The sequence below is a fragment of the Pedobacter lusitanus genome, assembly GCF_040026395.1.
Lineage (GTDB): Bacteria > Bacteroidota > Bacteroidia > Sphingobacteriales > Sphingobacteriaceae > Pedobacter > Pedobacter lusitanus.
The window spans coordinates 889,540-910,942 of record NZ_CP157278.1; the positions used below are offsets into that span (position 1 = coordinate 889,540).

Here is a 21,403-nt window from a genome sequence, read left to right on the forward strand (position 1 = left end):
AATAATGAAACTATTATTACCCACTCTTTTAGTTTTAATTATCATAACAGCTTCCTGTAGAAAGGAGGCTGTTACGGTTAAAAACTCAGATCAAAAATCAGCTTTAAAATCTCCGGAAGGAAGTAATGTGAATATCAGCAGAGCTGCGATCTCCACCTTTAGTAACCTGATGCAGGCATCCTCATCAGTAAATTCACACCTGAATTCCGGTAAAACCAGTGATATTCCTGGTACAATGATGTCCGGGGGCTCGTTGAGAGACAAGTTAATTGGTGCAGTGCATATCCAGACAGACAGTATGTGGCTTGGAGATTATGCAGGCAGATCTTTTATTGGTTATGCTGATGAATTTACCATGCTGCCTGAATGGCTTGGACAAAAAGATAACTTCTATCTGGGTAATCTGATCAGAGGAAATTCTATTGCTTCTTTAGCTATGACACCACTATCTGAACGTTTAGGTCATTATGAATCAAGACCCATAAGTGCTTCTATTTCCTTACCGGGTAAAGTGGTTTCCGGAATGTTTAATCCCAATGAGCTTAATGCCACTCAGTTTTACAGTAAGCTGTTACAGGATAACGGAATATCAGGTTTGCAGAATGCATCTTACAACTACAGTATCCAGGAATTTACTTATTATGATGAGTTAAGAACTGTTTTTGGTTCAAATGTCAAAGTCAATGCACTGTTTTATGGTTCAAACTCAACCTCGACCAATGGTGTACTTAAAATAGCAGGAAAAACAGGACTTGTAGCCAAATTTGTACAAAAGAACTTTACATTGGATATGGACGTTCCGGTAAAAGGTGAACTCTATGAAAATCTTGATCTGAATGCTGTTGAAGGTTACTGGCCGGCTTATATCAGCAACATTACCTATGGCTCAACTGGCATACTGGCTATCGAAAGCGATGATGACAGACAATTGGTCAACAACACTTTTAACAAAGCATTCAGAGTACTTGGAGGATTAGTCTCAGGAACATCAGACCTGACATCTGCAGAGATATCAACAATCAACAACTCGAAGATGACCATCTATTTTATAGGTCCAAATGGTGCGGAAACAGTAAAGAAAATATTCACTGTGGAAGAACTGCTTGGCTTCATTAAAAAAGGTTCAACCTTCTCTGCACAAACTCCGGGAGTACCAATATCATTTAAAATGAAGTCTTTAAAAGACAACAAAACGATAAACAATAATTTCAGGATTGATGTGCCGGTAGAAAAAATATGGGCAAAATTTTCTGATCCTTATGAGGTTCAGTCAGCAGGATCTGTCAGAACAGCTAAACAGCGTTTAACTTTTTATGCCGATAAAGAACTTACTGCTCCTATAGTTGCACCTGCTTCTAAAGGACTTACTTACAGAGCAATAGTGCATACTTATATTTATGGACAATTTGGTCCGCAGGGAATTCCTCAGCCTTATATAGTAGCTCCAATCAGAACGATATACAATACTAATCATCAAACTTCCATTGAAATTAAATATAATCTCGGCCCGGTAAAAACAGAACTCCTGTTGCTGGAAAATCCCAATTATTTTAGTGCTCCTGTTTTACCATCCGGACTGCAGAACGGCACGCCTAATTCTGGTGACTGGGACATTATCCGATAAACAAATATCACTATGAAATTATTATCTACCCTGTTTTTATTCCTTATTGTTTTCGCCTCTTGTCAGAAGCAACCGGCAAAAATTAAAAATTCGGACCAGAATATTAGCCTCAAATCTCCTGAAGGCAGTTCGATTAGCATTAACAGTGGCTCACTGAATGCCTTTAACAGCTGGCTGCAGGAAGCTTCTTTTATTAAATCACAGCTGAATTCTGCAAAAACCAGTGACCTCGAGGTTCCTGATAAGTTAATGTTTGATGGTTCCTGGAATGACCGGACAATTGGTGCGGTACATATCAAAACGGACAGCATGTGGATCGGTGACCTGGCAGGCAGAACCTTTATCGGTTATGCGGATGAGTTTACCATGTTACCTGAGTGGCTGGGACAAAAAGACAACTTTTATCTGGGCAATCTGATCAGGGGAAATACCATTTCCACGCTTGATATGACTCCGTTATCAGAGAGACTGGGACAGTATGAATCAAGACCGGTAAGTGCTTCTGTATCTTTTCCTGGAAAGAATGTTGCGGGTGTATTTAATCCCAATGAATTATCGGCCACACAGTTTTACACTAAATTACTGCAGGATAATGGCCTGGCCGGCACACAAAAAGCAGCATACAGTTATAGTTTGCAGGAGTTCACTTATTACGATGAGCTGAGAACTGTATTTGGTTCTAATGTCAAAGTCAATGCATTATTCTATGGTTCTGGTTCAACCAGTACCAACGGGGTACTTAAAATTGCCGGAAAATCAGGACTTGTGGCCAAATTTGTACAAAAGAATTTTTCTCTGGATATGGATGTTCCTGTCAAAGGCGAACTTTATGAAAATCTGGATTTAAATGCAGTTGATGGTTACTGGCCGGCTTATATCAGCAATATTACCTACGGTTCTACTGGTGTACTGGTTATTGAAAGTGAAGAAAATCAGCAACTGGTAAACAGTACGTTCAAAAAGGCTTTTTCTGTGTTGGGCGGACTGGTTTCAGGGACGTCTGACATGACCTCTGCTGAAATATCAATCATCAATAATTCAACGATGAAGATCTATTTTATTGGTCCTGATGGTGCTGAAGCTGTGAAGAGAATTTACAGTCTTGATGAGCTATTGGGTTTTGTGAAAAGAGGTTCTTCTTTCACTGCGCAATCTCCGGGAGTACCAGTATCGTTTAAAATGAAATCTCTGAAGGACAATAAAGTCATTAACAACAATTTCAGAATTGATGCACCTGTAGAAAAAGTCTGGGCTGCTTTCAGAAGAATCAAAGAGTATAAACCAGGAAAAGACATGGCCAGGTTATGCTTTTTTGCAGATGAAGCGTTAACTGTCCCTATTATTGCTCCAGCTAAAATAGAATTCAAGTATCTGGAAACATGGCCAGGCCCACCAAGGGCTGATAATTCAAGCCGTGGTTCAGAGTTTAACAGAGATCATAAAACTTATGTTGATCTGACCGAACTTAATCCAACACAGCCCCGGGCTTTCAAATTAATCAAAAGTGATCTTTATAACGGTGGCACACTGGTTTTATAAGCAAAAAATATGTTTGATAACAAATATTATATATTCCCTTTTCTACTGCTGGCACTGACCAGCTGTAAGAAATCTGAACCGCTTAATGTCGAGAAACAAAGCCCGGAAGAGTTGCTGATCAGGGACTCTGTTTTTAATTATGCAAAGGAGGTTTATTTCTGGAATGATCAACTGCCTTCTTACCAGGTATTCAACCCTGGAAAATACAGCAGTGTGGTTCAGGAATTATTTGATATCAGCCAGTATGCTGTCAATCCGGAAACGCAGAAGCCATTTGAATTCAATGCAGAAAACCCGAAAACAGCAAAATATTCAACTGTGACTGGTCAGGAGAGTGTTATTGAAAATCTTCCTGCTAATGGTAAGCTGAATACAGGATTTGGAGTGACCTTTGTAGCCGTTAAAGAAAATGATATCCGGATAGAATATGCAATTCCGGGTTCTCCGGCTGCAAAAGCAGGGCTTAACCGCGGAATGAAGGTAATCAGAATAAATAATACTCCGGTAGCAACCGGAGCAGCTTTTTACCAATATATCAGCTCTTTACTGAATAGTGCTCAGGTCAACATCACGATTGATAAAACTGATTTGCTGTCTGAAAAAACTTATATATTACTCAGAAAGGAGTTTGTTGCCCAGCCTGTTGCTAAAGACACCATATTCAATTATAACGGTGTAAAAACGGGTTATCTCAGCTATTTGAGATTTAGCAGTCCAAATGGACGGGACCAGCAATTAGATGAGGTCTTTAACCGGTTTGTTAATGAAAATATTTCTGAACTGATTGTTGACCTGCGTTATAATCCGGGCGGATATATTTCAACTGCTGATTATTTTGCGAATCTGCTGATTCCACAGGCTTTTGATCAGCAGGTTATGCGTAAAGAAAAGTATAATGCTATCATGCAGAATAATCAGACAGAATTACTCAAAAAACAGATCTTAACTGATGACAACGGGCGTCCTTTATATTATATCGGCGATCGCCCTGCAACGATGGCAGACGGGGATTATTCTTTAAAAACCAATACTTATTATTTTGATAAGAAAGCTGGGATAAAATCATTAAAAAGAGTTGTTTTCATCGTCAGTGCAGAAACAGCTTCGGCAAGTGAACTGCTGATCAACTGCCTGAAACCTTATCTTGATGTAAAACTGGTTGGTGTTTCTGCCAATGGTAAACAGCAGGTTAAGACTTATGGTAAACCTATTGGTTTTTTTGGCCTTAAGATCAATAAATATGTAATTTATTATTCCATGTTTCAAAATTTGAATGCCAGGGACCAGGGGGCTTATTTTGATGGAATAACTGCTGATGTAACTGCTGACGATGATGCAAGATTTAGTTTTGGTGACACTAATGAGCCTGGAATAAAAGCTTCAATGAGTCTTATTTTCCCATCCGGATTTGCCAGATCTGAGTCTGTCAGAAAAGCATCGGATAACGGCTTCAGCAAAGTTGAGATCAAAGTAGAGTCTGATGCTCCTGTTGGACTGATTAAAGACAGATCAGCTATAAAGATCAGAAAATTTTAAAGTGCATTTCCTGATGGATAAACAAAGAGCCTTCTTTTATAATAAAAGAAGGCCCTTTTGATATCGTCGTACTATTTAACAGTTAAAGTATCTTTTAATACTAGTTCTTTACTCGAAGAACCTATCATGATTCTAAAATCACCGGGTTCTGTAACTGTTTTCATCCTTGCATCCAGCATCTTTAGCATATCTGGTGTAATAGCAAAGGAAAGTTGTTTGGTCTCTCCTGCTTTTAAGCGGACTCTTTGAAATCCTTTCAGCTCTAAAACAGGTCTTGCCACGCTGCTGAGCATATCACGGATATACAGCTGCACAACTTCATCGCCATCATAATTACCTGTATTCTGCAGGGTAAAGCTGGCTTTCACTGACTCAGTACCGGCAATCTCTTTTTTACTCAGTTTAAGATCTTTATACTCAAATTTTGTATAACTCAATCCGAAACCAAAAGGGAAAAGTGGTTCTCCGCTCAGATTATTGTAGTCATCTCCCCTGCCTGTAGGCTTATGATTATAGACCAGAGGCAATTGCGACTCATGAACAGGATAAGTAACTGGTAAACGGCCCGCAGGATTATAATCTCCAAACAAAGTTTCTGCAACTGCATGACCACCCTCTTCACCCGGATACCAGATATTTAAAACTGCAGCAGCCTGGTTAAACCAGCTGTCCATCGTGATCGCACTGCCACCAACCAGCAAAACCACTACTGGTTTCCCTGATTTTTCCATTGCCTGAATAAGCTGTTCCTGATTACCGGGCAAATTCAGCATAGCACGGTCCTGAAATTCACCTTCTTTTATGCCTGCTGCAACGACAATCACATCTGCTTTTTCAGCAAGTTTCACTGCGTCCGCCAGTTCTTTAGCCTGATGATCAGGGGTGCCGTAGTTCCAGATAAATTTAAGGTGTGCATTACCTTTGGTTTCTTTAAATTCAATACGAACAGCGTATTTCTTAGTCTGATCAAAAGAAAACGGGACTAACTGTGTATGATAGGATCTTTTCTCCCATTGATCAATTAATAACTGATCATCCAGATACAGACGATAACCGTCATTACCTTCCAGACCAATCTGATAGGTTCCTGACTCCGGCACTTTAAGATCTCCCTTCCATCTGACTGCATATTGATCTTTGGCCAGACGTTTATCCGGAGAAGAAAGTGTCCACAGGAAATCTATGTTTTGATCTGTTCTTTGAAAAACGGGTTTACCACTTAATGTAAGATTATCAAAATATTCACCAAAAAGCCCTTGTGCAGTGTCTGCTTTTAAGAATTCTTTATTGACTGGCACATATAAAACCGGGTTACGGCTGCTCCCTTTACTATAAGTAACATTAACGTGCTCACCGCCTCGTTTTTTCAGTCCGTCAACGATATTGATCTTGCCGTTACCGGTTCCGCTATAACCTCCTAAACGGGCTTCAATGGCATCTTCTCCTACGACCAGTATGTTCTTTACATTTTTGAGTGGTAAAACAGATTTCTCATTTTTCAACAGCACAAAGGATTGTAAAGCGGCTTGCTTTGCGATAGCTTTATGACTCTGATCGTTTAAAGCTTTTTGAGCTTCTTCTTCTGAAACATAAGGTTTTTCAAAAAGACCCAGCTCAAATTTGGCTCTCAAAACTCTTGAAACGGCATCGTCTATTCGTTTTTGTGGGATTGAACCATCCAGAAACGGGGTAATAAACAATTTATAATGAGCGTAATCGGTTTGAAAAATCACGTCCAGACCTGCTGTTATGGCCTGTCTCGTAGCATCGGCATAACCACTGGCGGTATAGTGTAATACATTTGCACCGCCAACAGCTCCTGCATCCGAAATTACAAAGCCTTTAAAACCCCATTCATTTTTTAATTTCTGCGTCAGCAGGTATTCGTTTGAGGTTGCCGGAGTTCCATTGACAGTGTTATAGGCAGTCATCAATGACCGGCTTTTACCTTGTTGTATAGCCGTTTTAAATGGAGGAAGATAAATCTCTTCCATCAAACGATCGTTATAATGTATGGGATAGCTATCCCGTCCGCCATCGCCAACATTGGCTACAAAATGTTTGGGCGTGGTAATGATATTCTGATTTTCAAAGGCACTGACAAAGGCCAGCCCCATCTGAGCAGAAAGAAATGGGTCTTCGCCATAGGTTTCTTCGGTACGTCCCCAGCGCACATCTGCTGCAATATTAATTACCGGGGTTAAAATATCTCTTATCCCTCTGACTTTAGTTTCCTGAGCAATTGTTCCGGCTACCTGCCCCATTAAGGCTGTATTAAAGCTGGCTGCAAGCCCGATAGACTGAGGAAAAGCTGTAGCTCCCTGTCTGACTAATCCATGAAGAGCTTCGTCAAATGCAATAATAGGAATCCCCAGACGTGTTTCTTTGACAAAATATTGCTGTATAGCATTGATTTTTTTGGCAAGGGTATATGCATTTTCCTGAGTATTATAACTCAGCATCTGCCCTGCGCCACCACCACCTTGAGAAACAGCACTAACCTGTAAACCGAAAATACCGTTTTTATACCGGTTTTTATCAACCCCGTCCAGGTCACCGGGAATCATAAAAAGCTGCCAGAATTTTTCTTCGGGAGTCATTCTTGACAACAGATCAGCTACTCTTTTTTCTATAGCTGCAGCTGGGTTTTTATAAAGAGGAGCAGCAATCCTGTTTTTTTTCACGGCTACATTAACTGTATCATTTGCGCTTGCTGCATGACTGAGCATGACAAAGAAAACCGGCAATAAAATAACTTTAGTAATTATATATTTCATCAATCACATTTTAAGCGTTATAGAAGATAAGAATTGTAAAACACTAGTTAGCAGGAGTAAATGCAAAAGCTAATGCAGCTTCGGCCCCCATAAGATTAGTGGGTAACTCTACTGTTGTTTTGCCATTTACAGTATTCCATTTTAATTTTTCGCCACTGGAAACCAGTGTGACCACAGTCCCCTTTCCGGGTACATTTCCTGTCCAGCTAATAGCACCTGCCGGATTCTCTCCAACATTTCGGCAATAGATTGCATACCGTGTTTTGCCATCTTTACTTTGCGTGAACCAGGTTTGTCCGCTATGGTAGTTTTTGGTAATTCTGGTATTGTAAATCGCCCTGCCATTTTTTGAAGTCCATTTACCAATATCGTTTAGCCTGGTAATAACTTCGGCTGGCAGTGTACCTTCGGCATTCGGTCCTACGCCTAAAAGTAAACTACCGCCTTTGGCCACGATCTCGACCAGTTTCTGAATGACAACACTGGCAGGTTTATATTGATCGTTATTGACAAATCCCCATGCACCGCCAAGGGTCATACAGCTTTCCCAGGGATGATCTAACTGGGTATCTGGTATTTTTTGTTCTGGTGTCTGGTAATTCTCATATGGTCCGTGCACTGTTCTGTCTACCATCAGTAAACCTGGTTGCGCTTTCCTTGCCATACGGGCAATTTTAGGCATATCTATATCCTGGCTCCATTTCGGAATATTTGCACCCCAGGACAGGACTTCTGCATTGACGGTTTCCAGCGGTCTTACCCAGCCACCATCCAGCCACAAAATATCAATACTGCCATAACGGGTCATGAGTTCTTCTATCTGGTTATAGGCAAATCCTTTAAACTGATTCCATCTCCATGGGTTCTTTTTGATATCATAATTATTATTACGGTCCGGAGTTGCATATTTAGACCACCAGTAATAGGGTGAATGCCAGTCTGGTTTTGAAAAATAAGCGCCGATCATAAAGCCTTCTTTTCTAAAGGCATCAAAAACATATTTTGCAACGTCTGCTTTGGGATTATCTGCAAAAGGACCTTTAGCAATACTAAAATCGGATTCCTGGGTATCAAACATCGCAAAGCCATCATGGTGCTTGGTGGTAAATACGAGGTATTTCATTCCGGCACTTTTACCTGCTCTGGCCCATTGTTCCGGATTAAATTTTACCGGGTTAAAACTTTTATTCAAATCCCAGTACCATTTCTTATACTCTTCATAGGTTTTTGTACTGTCACGATCTATCCAGTCTTCGGAACAGATTGACCAGGACTCAATTATACCGGGAACAGCGTATAAGCCCCAGTGTACAATCATACCAAATTTCTTATCCTGCCACTTATCAAGTTTTTGTTTTACCATCGGATCAGACGGCCATTCATAAACCGTTGATTGCTGATGAACACCATTTTCCTGTGCTGATAACCTGCAAAAAGCACAAACCAGCAAAGCCGCAACTATAATTTTTCGTTTCATTCTCTGAATATAAAAATGTCCCGGCTAAAAATCTAACCGGGACAGGATATTACAAAATATTTCAATTATCAAGATCAGCTTATTGTTGCCAGAAGATCTTCGTTTTACGGGTATCTTTGGCTTGAACTGCCTGATAGTTTTCTGAATTCAAAGTCTTCTCTTTAGCCGGATATACTAACCTGGTTGGAGGAGTTTCAAAACCAGACAGCTTACCATCTGAAGGGAAAGTTAAAACTGGAAAACCTGTTCTTCTGTACTCAGACCACGCTTCATTAGACTGAAGGACTCCTAAATGCGTCCATTTCTGGATATAGATATTGGTCAGCTTATTTGTCTGAGAACCTGTATATGCAGCAGCAGATGAATTTACCCAGGCATCCACATCGGCAGATGCCGGAACCGGAAGATTAACATATCCGCCACCTTTGTTCAAGTTATTCAAATAATAATAAAAAGTTACAGACTGTTTTAATGCGGTTTCATAAGAGGTCTGAGCACTGGCAGAACTACCCCATCTTTCAAAAGCCTCAGCCTTTAAAAGGTTTACTTCAGAGGCTGTGATCACTATACCCGGCAATTTCTGATTATAAAGAAAAGTAGCAGAATCAAGTACTGAATAATCTGCAAACTTTGTCTCCTGATCTGCGCCGCTCATTGTAACCGGCATTGCTTTGTATGTTTTATTAGGAACAAATTTACCTGCCACTGTTCTTCCATATTTATCATAAATTACCGGAATGCGCGGATCATTTGCTGGCAGCATGACTGTATTTAACATATAGTCTGTAGCATACCAGCTACCTTCTGTAAATGCAGCACTTAAATCACTGGTGCTATTAGTCAGAGGTTGTAATAATACATCTGAAGTACCCGGATTGTATGAAGCGCTATTCCCGCCATCGATCAATGGGAAAGCCGCCGCATTGTTTAACATATCCAGTACAGCTGTTCTGGCAGTTCCTTCGTCAACTTTTGAAATGCGCATCAGTAATCTTAACCGTAAAGAGTTTGCATAGCGTGCCCATTGATTAACATCACCTTTCAGCAAAATATCTGCTTTAGCAAAATCTTTATTAGTAGGATTTGCTTTAAAATAAGCGGCGGCAGCAGCCAGATCACTAATGAAACTGGTATACAAGGCTTTTTGCTCATCAAACTTTGGATTTTTAATCACACTACTCGTTTCCAGGCTTCCTGTTTCTGAATAAGGAATATCACCCCATAAATCGACCATCTTCGCAGCCTGTTCTATCAAAACAACCTTTGCAGCCTGCATCAATGCTCCCTGTGCTGTTTTTTCACCATCTGTTAGTGTTTTAAATTTTGCTTCCATTGAGCGGTATTGTGCCATACTGCCACTTCCGTTACCTCCTGTAGCATAAAAGTCATCCCAATAGTTTTGAGAATAGCCATCACTTTGCTGATAAACAGAATTCGCATTTGGAAAATAAGAAGTCTGTGCATATACGCCAGGCATCTGACATAAAAAAGTACGTACATTCCAATATTTGGCTGCAATTCTGTCGTTATTCAGCATTGCTGTAAAAAGACCGGAAAGACTGGCATTCTGCGCCTTTTCCGGGTTATAGAATTTTTCTTCTATTGCTTTTTTGCAACTCACCAATGAGGTTACTGCTACTAAAACAAAACTTATATTTATAATTAACTTTTTCATAATTCCTGATTAATGCGATTAGAAATTCGCGCTTATAGAAAAACCATAGTTTCTTGATGCTGCTGATGAACCCACATCAACTCCTTGTGACCACCATTTGTTTCCTAGCGGTGCTTCAGGATCAAGATCTTTCAGCGTACGCCAGATATAGAATAAATTACGGCCGATAAGTGATACTCTAAGGTTATTGATCTTAAGTTTGCTGGTAAATGATGCAGGTATTTTATAACTCAATACTACTTCTCTCATTTTGATATAGCTGTTATCAAAGATCTCACCATCCGTTAAAGTACCTTCACCCCAGTTATAGGTGTTCATATAGTAACTTGCAGCTGAAATCACTTTTGTATTGGGCTGACCTGTTGTCTGATTAACTCCCTGCAGCAATACACCGTCATTATAGCTTTTACCATTTTCAGTATAGGCAACTCCACCGTGTTCAGCATCTCTGAATTCCATAGAGTTTTCCAGCATACCTGCTCCACGCATATATTTTAAATTCGGTGCTAACATTTTACCACCAAAACGGCCGTCAATAGTGAAATCAAGTGAAAGATTACCATAACTTACTGTATTGGAAAAACCACCAACTACTTTTGGCATAATGTTACCAGCTTTTACATAGGTACTATTATCCATCACATATAATCCGTCATCGTTGATAATATAATTTCCTTTTGCATCTGTTGCTCTCGGGCGCATATAAATATTACCAAGCTCTTCTCCTGCTTTTGCTACAATTTTAGCGGTAGCCTGATCTGAAGGATAGAAATTCAGCTCTGACATTCCTTCCATCAGTGAAATTACTCTGGATTTATTAGAAGAGAAGTTTAAACGGGTATCCCAACGGAATTTACTGCCCTTTACTGGTGTTGCATTTAAAGCAACTTCAAACCCTTTACTTCCAATTTCACCCACGTTTACAATCTGACTGGTTGCACCCACGGTTGAACTTACCTGCAAGGGTACAATCTGGTTTTTAACACGGTTATTATAGTAACTCACATCTAAACCAAGACGACCTTCTAAAAAGCGGGTTTCCAGACCAATTTCTGCTTCATGTTTCTTTTCTGGCATTAAAGTATTATTTCCATAAGCATTAGCGGTTACCAATGATGGAACTGATCCGTTTATAGTTTGAAGAGAGGTTTGTGTATAAACAATATTTGATTCATATAAAGGTGGCGCATTACCCACAACTCCATAAGAAGCTCTTAATTTACCATAGTTCCAGAATTTTGGCATTTTAATCAGATCACTGAAAACAAAACCACCATTTAAGGAATAATAAGAGTATTTATTATTCTGAGGAGGCAATGTAGACGCATATTCCTGACGGGCTGTACCTTCTAAGAACAGGAAGTCTTTATAACCTAAATTCAGAATACCCAGATAAGCATATTTTAACTGTTGTTTTCTTATATCAGAAGTTTCTGCAATGCCGAAAGAGTTACTGATGGCAAACCAGTTTTCAGACACTAATCCATCTTTAGTATTGGATTGCTGATCTTTATAAGTCTCATTTCTGGCCTGATAACCACCACTTACGGATACGCTCAGATCTTTACCAATTTTATTAGAGTAAGTCAATAATGCATCTCCGTAAAGAATTGCATACTGCCCTTGTGTAGTAGTGTATCCACCGGTACTTGTATTCCCATTCAATCCAATCGGAACCTCAGTAAACTGACGGTTTTCTGTTCTGGCACCCGTGTAATCGTTACCAATACGTCCTCTGAATTTTACATTTTTAGCAACGTCATAGTTTAAAGTGAAACTTGACAATAACCTGTTTTCATTTTCAACGTATTCATTTTTTAACTGCTGCCAGTAAAAGTCCAGCAAATTAGTTGCTCTGATATTATAAACGAATGGCTCAGGACGGTCTAACTGATTAAACTGAGCATATTTATAACCATTACTGGTCTGGAATTTTTGTTTCATCAGGTTCATATCTTCAGCACGACTGAAGAAACCACCAAATGAACCTAAAACCTGGCCTAACTGATAAGGTCTGTTCTTTGTGATTGTGTTTACATAACTCACAATTACATCCGCAGAAAGTTTTGGTGCAAGTTTAATGGTAGAGTTTAAATTAAAAGAGTTCTTTGAACCTGTATTTCCAGGCTGTGTACCTTTGTAATCCAAACGTGACGCTGAAAAACGATAATTGATAGCATCACTTTGATTAGATATGGCCACGTTAGCGTTTGAAGTATAACCGGTTTGATATACGTCTTTGTAATTATCTGGCTGTGGAGAATAAGAACGGATTGAACCATCCCACCATTTAACCTGCTGACCTTCCATCTTCGGGCCAAAGTTTGCATAAGATCTGAAATAAGGTCTCAGGCCACTTGGTGAATCTTTGTCAACAAACCAACCATCATCACGTTTAGGTTCAGGGCTATTAGCAAAATTAGTCTCTCTGTCATAACCTGGTCCATATATATTTTGAAAATTAGGAAGAAAGGCAACTTTATCCACTGATCCCTGATAGTTAAAATCTATTCCCAGACCTCTGGCTTTTGAACCTTTTTTAGTTGTGATAACTACAACACCGCTACCTGCATCCGAACCGTATAAAGCTGAAGCACTAGCCCCTTTTAAGACAGTCAGACTTTCAATATCGGCAGGATTAATATCCAGGATACCATTTCCTCTGATACGCTGATCACCCCAGAAATCATTATTATTAGCACCTTTAGCTCCGTTCTGACCATCATTTCTAATCATTACTCCATCAACAACATATAAAGGCTGCTGATTATAGCTGATTGAATTGATACCACGAATCTGCACGTTTACAGCACTGCTTGCACCCCCTGGTGCTGTAGTGATTTTCACCCCAGCTGCTTTACCATATAATGCCGATGCAAAGTTTGTATTACCTGCTTCAGTTAATTGTTTAGCTGTCACTGTACTTACTGCATAACCCAGAGATTTCTCCTGACGCTTAATTCCCAGTGCGGTGGTTACCACTACTTCGTTTAAACTATTCTCACTTTCAACCAGGATAACATTTAAAGATGTCTGATTGCCAATGGTGATCTCCTGTTTGGCATAACCTACAGCAGAAAAAGATAAAACATCATTAGGGCTTACCGGAATTGAAAACTTTCCGCCGGCATCTGTCTGGGTAACTTTAGATTTGCCTTTTAACGAAACACTAACCCCAGGCAAGGGGCCCGAAGCATCCCTTACCGTCCCGGTCAGGGTCTTCTGTGCAAAAGCATTTACTGTCAACAACGTTAACAGAAAAACACTTAAATACTTTAAGTAAATTTTTCTCATGTTTGGTGTGGTTTAGTTAATAATTCGATTTAGTTTTGTTTTTATTATTGATAATGGTGTGAATTCAAAGGATGTCTTGATGTCATATTATTCAAAAAGACTATGTTCAATAACTAAACTTGCGGATGCCAGCAATTCTGCATCTGCAGCTAATTCAGATAATACGACTGAGGTTTGAGCGGCAATTCTGGGAATACAAAATTCATTGATGGCCTGTTGTATAGGCGGAAGAAGTATTTTACCTGCCGCGGCACCGCGTCCGCTTAATACTATACATTCAGGATTCATAATGTGAATTAATGTAGCAACTCCTTTGCCTATATGAAAAGCTGCCTCAGAAAGAATGGAAACGGCCAGAGGATCGTGATTGCGCGCGGCTTCCAGAAACATTTCTCCGACATTTCTGCCTTCATCTTTAAATAGCTCAGTCATACTGCTGGCTGCCCCTGCCTCAATCTCAGCTTTGGCTTTTTGCGTCATCACCAATAAAGAAGTTTCTACTTCCAGACAGCCCCGTTTACCGCAGGAACATAGCACGCCGGTATTGGTTGACAGAGGGATATGACTAAATTCACCGGCATAGCCACTGTTTCCTCTGTATAACTGACCGTTAATGATCATGCCCAGACCTGTACCCCAGCCAATATTCACAACCATGACATCCTTCATCCCTACTGCAGCTCCAAAATATAGCTCTGCATTAGCAATCAGACGTGAATCGTTATCCATATATACCGGAAGTTTCAACTTATCCCTTAAATATTTACCCAAATGAGAACCATCATTCGTTTTTAAATTGGAGTAGTTTGCACCTTCTTCTGAACTGATAAAACCTGGCATACCTATACCCACACCCAAAAGGTTTTTCTGATCAAGACCAGAGGCTATGATGTTTTTATGGATAAATGAAACCAGCTTATCAACTGCTTCAGGATCATCAGCAAGATCAAGTTCCATCATTTCAACAGGATGGATAATATTATTGGCAAGATCATAAATAATCATACGCGCCGTGAACTGATCTGTCGCTACAGAAACAACATATCTTTGTTTTTCAAGATTCAGCAGAAATAATGAAGCTCTCCTGCCACCGGTAGACGGACCAAGTCCCTGCTCCTGCACATAGCCTTCATCAACCAGTTCATTGACAACTTTGGTAACCAGAGGTAAACTCTTATGAGTTAGTTTACTTAACTCAGTAAGGGAAAGCGGATTTTTATAATAAAGCTGCTTAATAATATCAACTCTCAGGAGTCCGCGATTCTTCATGGTTTTAATAGACTGGTTTAGTTGCCTTTACCAAACTTAATAATTTAATTTTAAACAACAGCAAAACTTATTATTTTTTTTAATAAGTATACGAGCTACAAAAACATTCTTTCATTTGCTGATTACACTTGTTATAAATCGTTTATTTTATTTCCTGAAAACCATTACACAACAGGTTTGTTACACACAAGAATTCATAAAACAAATAATTTTTAAACCGTTGGATAAATTTGATGATTATGACAAAATATTCTAAAAAAGCTTCAGAAAAGGTGGAAGCCACCTTACATGAGATGAAAAAAGGAAAATTAAAATCGGGCAGCGGACAAAAAGTAACTTCCAAAAAACAGGCTGTTGCCATTGGCTTATCGGAAGCGAGAAAGGCAGGAGCAAAAGTCCCGCAGAAGAAGTCTTAGACAGAAATTATAAAAGTTTACCAGATTATTTGCAGACAGCTTATCCGGTAAACCAGTATCTGCCCCGGCATTATTTTACAATAAACATATTATTATTAGGAAAGAGAATTCAAATTCATAGCCCTATCCAGATCAGCACTATGATATTCAGCCTCATCAATATCAGACAGTGTTGATTCGTGGACACGCTCTCCAAGACTATAGAATTGCTGAAAGCTCATGATCAAGGGCTTCCACTTATCGGGATCAACGCGGTTTGGTTTTCCATCCATTATTATACCATCATCCAGATGCACACACTGAATACGCAGTTCAATAGTATATATATTACCTTTTCTAAGCGGGTCATCTTCACAAAGACTATGAACAGCTTCTACAATGGCTTCCATCCGGACCGGACATTCTTTAACTCCGGGGGGTAAAACCGTATCAGAGGAAATTGCAGTCAGACCTGCCAGTTTAAATTTATCTGCTTCATAATGGTAACCTTTCTTTATTTTACTTTCCGGAACCGGGTTAGCTCCTGTAGTGCGGGCAAGAAGGTTAACTGCGGCAACTTCATTTACAGATGGCAGATTGAGTACACACTGACCCGTACGTATCATATTTTTTGTAGTTTGTGAAGATCCGGCTATTCCAATTACACACCTCCAGCCCAGCCAGAAGACAGATGATATCGGTGCAAGGTTATAAGAATCATCTTCATTACATGTACTGATCAAAACTACAGGGGTTCCGAAATATAAAATTTCTGGCTCACTTACGCTATGCATAATTTGATTATTTAAATAATAAAACTATGCTGAATCTGCCAATCGCCAAACCCGGTTCTTGCGGAGTTTAAATTAAATTTCAACCAGAATTTTCAGGAGTTATGAGCATCCTGTTTCTAATTCAGGTAATTAGTAGTAATTTCATAACGGGAACGTTCCCGACCATTAGCGATCTGTCGGGAGATACATCGTCAACAAAACACTAAACCAAATAAACAACCAAATCTATGAACAAAAAAACAGCTTACCTATCGGTGAGGACCGCTCTGATTATGGGGCTATTTCTCTCTTTCTCTTCATGCAAAAAAACAGGAATTACTGACCTCCCCTCATCGGGTCTCAACAAACAGATTAAAGCCGATGCTGCTACAGGTTCCGGAGGAGATGTAATGATGCAGGCTTTTTACTGGGATGTACCTCAGGGCTCCTGGTGGAATGTAATCAATGACAAAATTCCTTCATGGAAAGCAGCTGGAATTGGCGCTATATGGCTTCCCCCGGCAACTAAAGCTCAGGGCGGAGGAACAAGTATGGGTTATGATCCATATGATTACTTTGATTTTGGCAGTTATAATCAAATGGGTACCACAATTACCCGTTTTGGTGATTCAACCAGTCTGAGTAAACTGATCACTACTGCGCATAATAACAGTATCAAAGTATATGCAGATATGGTGCTTAATCATTGCAGCGGAGGAAGTCTGGAAGCCAACCCATATACCGGTACAAACACTTACACCAAATACACTCCTCTTTCCGGAAAATTTAACCGGACTTACGTCGATTTCCATCCAAATGATATAGAGACTGCAGATGAAGGTGCTTTTGCCGGTTTTCCTGATCTGTGTCATAAAAAAGCAAATGTATCTAACTGGATATACAATGCTTCGTATAGTATGTCAAAATTATATAAAAACAACATCCATTTTGACGGGTTTCGTTTTGATTATGTCAAAGGTTATGGTGCATGGGTTGTCAAAAACTTCGTTAACAGTGTCGGCGGACCAGGTGCGGTTTTTGCCGTTGGTGAAGAATGGGATGGAAATGCCGCGAATCTGCAAAACTGGGTAAATGCGACCGAACAGACCTCTTCTGCTTTTGATTTTGCCTGTTTTTATTCAATGCATGAAGCCTTTGATAATAATAACCTGACAAGGCTGAATGATGATATGTTATTAAAAAGAAATGCAGCTAAAGCGGTTACCTTTGTAGCTAATCACGACACCGATATTACTTCTAACAAATATTCCGCCTATGCCTATATTATGACACATGAAGGATATCCCTGTGTATTTTACAAAGATTATGAAAATCTGCTGGACAAAAACAGACTTACCAATCTGATCTGGATACACAAAATGCTGGCTGGCGGGACAACAACCAATTTATTTTCAGCATCAGACCAGTATATCGACCGCAGAAACGGATATAATGAAATGCCTGGATTAATTGTATATTTCAATGGTACTGATAACTGGCAGCAGCAATGGGTAACTTCTAACTGGGCAAATCAGAAAATAAAAGAATACACCGGAATATCCAACTGGGTGCAGACTGTAGCAGCTGATGGCCGGGTATTGATTCAAGCACCACCACATGCTTATTCTATCTGGTCAGTTACCGGTTTGTAGTAAAATCTATATCCATTTAAACTTATAAGTTGAAGGGGCTGAACCTCTTCAACTCTTTGTCCCAATTATTTATTAATTAAAACATGAGAGTATCCCTTCTATTAATTTTACTAACCACCATTTTTTCCTGTAAAAATCAGACTGAAACAAAAAAGGTTAAAGGAGACTTAAATTATACTGCAGCAAATCAGCAATCCGTTCAGCTGGAAGCTGCATTAAATCTTACTGCAAATATTAGGAATCAGGCATTACAGGCAGATCTGGAACTTAAAAACCCGGGCAATGATCTTCTTACTATAAATGATATAGAATTATCTACACCTGAAGGAATAAGATCAATACCTGAAACCGGAAATATGGGCTCAATAGTTTTGAAACCAGGAGAAAATAAAGCCATCTCTTTAAAATTCCATCCTTTAAATGATCTTAGAGAATTTCAGCTCAGTGGCAGAAATGGATATTTTAAATCCGGATACAATCTGTTAATTAACACTAAATCTGATCAGGATAGTTCTCCATCAATGCTAACTATACCGGCTAAACTGACTGAACCTGAGTATAAAACTTATCTTACAAAGTATAAAATTCCCGCAACGAGCTACAAGTTTAATACAAAAACTGATTTTACAGCAAAACAAAAACTCTATCTTTCAAACTTAAAACAGCTTAAACAATCACCATTTGTCTTCCTCAGTGACCAGGAAATTGCTGTTTCTGGTATAAATATCAGATTAAGCAGTTACTGTGAAAAGGATACCTTAAATGCAAAACTGTTTATAGTTAATCATGCTGATTTTCCAGTCAGGATTAATCCGGATCATCTTGGCTTTGGATATACGGGTGAATCATCCACGGATTTAACGAACGTTAAAGTCATAAAGATATCCGGTTCGCAGGAAAAGAATCTGATAGATAAAGGCGACAGAGTTCTGATTCATCTTAAAAAATATTTTAAAAATCCGGATAACAAAGCTGTATTATCATTTAACAGGGTTTTTGAATTCAGTAACGGCACACCTTTGTTTAAAGACAATGTCGAATTGATAAAGCTTACACTTTAACACAATCTCATTCTTTTTTCAGCTGTTTCAATGTTCTGTTTAAACTTCTGATTGTAATTCCCAGATAAGCAGCCATATCATCTCTGGTAAGAGTAATCTGTTCTTTTTCCTGCAACTGCAGTAATTTAGATAAGCCATATTCCAGAGGATATAACTGCTGAAACGAAGATCGGCTACTGGTATTCAGGATACGATCAGTTAATACGTGCAGCAATATTTTATTAAAATCCAGATTATTATCAATTAAGGAAAGGAAAAAGGCTGATGACATACAATAGGCGGTTACCGGACTGATTGCCTCTATGGTACACAGACATGCTCTGTTTTTAAGTGCCTCGGTCTCTCCTGTAATTTCCCCTTTACCTAATAATTCAAATATATAATCTTTATCATTTTCTTCGGTCAGATAACATTTCGTCACCCCTTCCCTGATGATAAATACTTTATCAATTTTAATGTCCTGTTCAAGCAGCCGCTCACCTTTACCAAAAGTTCTCAGAATAATATTATCTTTTCTTTCCTGAGCAGCATAAAGCTTTTCAATGAATGCTAATAAGTTGATGTTGGTTCTTAACATAGTTACAAAGCGGGACAAATGTCCTTTTTCCAGAAATATAATGCTTTACTTTTGCAGGCATTCAAAACAAAAGTAATGATCAGAAATCAAATTCAGGTAATAGCCTTCGATGCAGATGATACCCTTTGGGTAAATGAACCTTATTTCCAGGAAACTGAACAGGCATTCTGCCATTTACTGGGAGAATATATGCCATCGGATGAACTATCTAAAGAATTATTCAAAACCGAAATGAGTAATCTGTCTCTTTACGGCTATGGAGTTAAAGGATTTATGCTCTGCATGATAGAGACTTTAAGCCGTATATCTGATGGCAAAGCCTCAATGGCAATGGTAGATAAAATTATGGAACTGGGACAAACACTTTTACTGCAACCGGTAATCTTACTGGATGGCGTGGAAAAAGTTTTAAAACACCTGAAGAAAGATTTCAGATTAGTAGTGGCCACTAAAGGAGACCTGCTGGACCAGGAGAGAAAACTTAAAAAATCGGGATTACAAAACTATTTTCATCATATTGAAATTATGAGTGATAAACAGACTGGTGATTATCAGAAACTGATTAAACACCTGGATTGCCGCCCTGAGAATTTTTTAATGCTGGGCAACTCTGTCAAATCTGACATTTTACCCGTACTGGAGCTGGGTGGTTATGCAGCTCATATTCCTTTTCATACAACCTGGGCACATGAACAGGTTACAGATAACTTAGAACATCCAAACTTTATGCCGTTGAATACCATGACCGAAATCATCCGGATATTACAACCAAACAGCTAAGACAATAAGATTTACAATCTATAACAAAATGGAAAAAGAGTTAGACATAGACCAGTGGAAAAGAAAAGAACATTTTCATTTTTTCAGGAAATTTGAGGAGCCTTTCTTTGGGGTAACTGTAAAAATTGACTGTACAAAAGCTTATTACAGGGTTAAAGAATCAGACAGATCCTTTTTCCTTTACTATTTATATCAATCGCTCAGAGCAGCCAATACAGTCGAAGAATTCAGATACCGTATAAAAGGAGACAAAGTAGTCGTTCATGATCAGGTTAATGCTTCAGCAACAATTAATCGCCCAAACGGGACTTTTGGTTTCTCTTATATGGACTTCTATAAAGATCATCATCAGTTTGATAAAATGGCAAAACAGGAAATCCAAAGGGTATCAGAAAGTACCGGACTTTTTCCTGCAGTAACCAGTGAAAGTGTTATTCATTATTCTGCCCTGCCCTGGATAGATTTTTCTTCCCTTTCACATGCCAGAAGTTATTCATCTGAAGACAGCTCACCAAAAATTTCTTTTGGAAAACTGACAGAAACAAAAACAAAAAAGATAATGAGTGTTTCTGTTCATGTACATCATGCTTTAATGGACGGCCATCAGGTGGGAATGTTCATTGAAAAATTTCAGGAATTCATGAATGAATAAAGACTATCCAATGAATTATCCCCCTTCATAATAACTGAAGCAATAATTGTAACAAATAAATTAAATACTACTTAAATAGTAGTATTTAATTTAAACATTGTATATTTGTGGCATCAAACACAAATGCCAATTATAAAATGAATTCCTCAGCAACAAGAACTGAATCTCAATTGCCTCTGATCTGCTCTAATTCAAATGAGTTAATCTATGCTATGCGAATGCCATCCATGCGATGTTGTTCAATGGCATAATCTGCCAGTTCCGGTATAACACCGTCATTTAACTAATTATTTATTTCCGGCTTTTTCCAATAGTTCCAATT

The 21,403-nt window shown here is 39.0% G+C and carries 15 protein-coding genes; 8 read left to right on the top strand and 7 right to left on the bottom strand.

Annotated features, from left to right (window positions below):
* Positions 1-4: 4 nt before the first annotated feature.
* The 3 genes from PL_RS04015 to PL_RS04025 are packed head-to-tail and all read left to right on the top strand — an operon-like array spanning position 5 to position 4,699.
* Positions 5-1,624 (top strand): thiol-activated cytolysin family protein, encoded by a 1,620-nt coding sequence (locus PL_RS04015; protein WP_041884042.1) that lies wholly within the window; start codon positions 5-7, stop codon positions 1,622-1,624.
* A 12-nt stretch (positions 1,625-1,636) separates the two neighbouring features.
* Positions 1,637-3,163 carry a thiol-activated cytolysin family protein gene (locus tag PL_RS04020; RefSeq protein ID WP_041884043.1) on the top strand — a complete coding sequence of 509 codons (1,527 nt, stop codon included), beginning with the start codon at positions 1,637-1,639 and terminating at the stop codon, positions 3,161-3,163.
* Between the two features lie 9 nt (positions 3,164-3,172).
* Entirely contained in the window at positions 3,173-4,699 is a 1,527-nt protein-coding gene (locus tag PL_RS04025) for a S41 family peptidase (protein ID WP_052496438.1), read from the top strand.
* Between the two features lie 71 nt (positions 4,700-4,770).
* Here PL_RS04025 and PL_RS04030 read toward each other — a convergent pair whose 3' ends face one another.
* The 5 genes from PL_RS04030 to PL_RS04050 all read right to left on the bottom strand — a co-directional run bounded on the left by PL_RS04030 (position 4,771) and on the right by PL_RS04050 (position 15,191).
* Entirely contained in the window at positions 4,771-7,476 is a 2,706-nt protein-coding gene (locus PL_RS04030; RefSeq protein WP_235324597.1) for a glycoside hydrolase family 3 N-terminal domain-containing protein, read from the bottom strand.
* 43 nt (positions 7,477-7,519) lie between these two features.
* Positions 7,520-8,953, bottom strand: coding sequence for an alpha-L-fucosidase (locus PL_RS04035; protein ID WP_041884045.1), 1,434 nt, complete (start codon positions 8,951-8,953; stop codon positions 7,520-7,522).
* A 79-nt stretch (positions 8,954-9,032) separates the two neighbouring features.
* Positions 9,033-10,628, bottom strand: coding sequence for a SusD/RagB family nutrient-binding outer membrane lipoprotein (locus PL_RS04040; RefSeq protein WP_041884047.1), 1,596 nt, complete (start codon positions 10,626-10,628; stop codon positions 9,033-9,035).
* Positions 10,629-10,646: 18 nt separating this feature from the next.
* Positions 10,647-13,922: a SusC/RagA family TonB-linked outer membrane protein gene (locus PL_RS04045; RefSeq protein WP_348621062.1), complete on the bottom strand. Its 3,276-nt coding sequence runs from the start codon at positions 13,920-13,922 to the stop codon at positions 10,647-10,649.
* Positions 13,923-14,009: 87 nt separating this feature from the next.
* The gene (locus PL_RS04050; protein WP_041884048.1) at positions 14,010-15,191 is read right to left on the bottom strand and encodes an ROK family transcriptional regulator; all 1,182 of its coding nucleotides are present in this window, start codon (positions 15,189-15,191) and stop codon (positions 14,010-14,012) included.
* 239 nt (positions 15,192-15,430) lie between these two features.
* Between PL_RS04050 and PL_RS04055 the strand changes: the two genes are divergently transcribed.
* Positions 15,431-15,607: a DUF6496 domain-containing protein gene (locus tag PL_RS04055; RefSeq protein ID WP_162836346.1), complete on the top strand. Its 177-nt coding sequence runs from the start codon at positions 15,431-15,433 to the stop codon at positions 15,605-15,607.
* A gap of 95 nt (positions 15,608-15,702) precedes the next feature.
* Here PL_RS04055 and PL_RS04060 read toward each other — a convergent pair whose 3' ends face one another.
* Positions 15,703-16,380 carry a flavin reductase family protein gene (locus tag PL_RS04060; RefSeq protein WP_041884049.1) on the bottom strand — a complete coding sequence of 226 codons (678 nt, stop codon included), beginning with the start codon at positions 16,378-16,380 and terminating at the stop codon, positions 15,703-15,705.
* 227 nt (positions 16,381-16,607) lie between these two features.
* Between PL_RS04060 and PL_RS04065 the strand changes: the two genes are divergently transcribed.
* Both PL_RS04065 and PL_RS04070 read left to right on the top strand, forming a co-directional pair.
* A complete protein-coding gene (locus PL_RS04065; protein ID WP_052496439.1) occupies positions 16,608-18,011 on the top strand; it encodes an alpha-amylase in 1,404 nt (467 codons plus the stop codon).
* Positions 18,012-18,094: 83 nt separating this feature from the next.
* On the top strand, positions 18,095-19,072 hold the full coding sequence (locus PL_RS04070; protein ID WP_041884051.1) for a hypothetical protein: 978 nt from the start codon (positions 18,095-18,097) through the stop codon (positions 19,070-19,072).
* Between the two features lie 7 nt (positions 19,073-19,079).
* On the opposite strand, the gene PL_RS04075 is transcribed toward PL_RS04070, so the two are convergent.
* Positions 19,080-19,649, bottom strand: a complete 570-nt coding sequence (locus tag PL_RS04075; RefSeq protein ID WP_041884053.1) for a Crp/Fnr family transcriptional regulator — start codon at positions 19,647-19,649, stop codon at positions 19,080-19,082.
* Between the two features lie 75 nt (positions 19,650-19,724).
* Here PL_RS04075 and PL_RS04080 point away from each other — a divergent pair, with 75 nt between their 5' ends.
* Both PL_RS04080 and PL_RS04085 read left to right on the top strand, forming a co-directional pair.
* Positions 19,725-20,429, top strand: a complete 705-nt coding sequence (locus PL_RS04080; RefSeq protein WP_235324600.1) for an HAD family hydrolase — start codon at positions 19,725-19,727, stop codon at positions 20,427-20,429.
* Positions 20,430-20,457: 28 nt separating this feature from the next.
* A complete protein-coding gene (locus PL_RS04085; protein ID WP_041884055.1) occupies positions 20,458-21,081 on the top strand; it encodes a chloramphenicol acetyltransferase in 624 nt (207 codons plus the stop codon).
* Positions 21,082-21,403 lie beyond the last annotated feature (322 nt).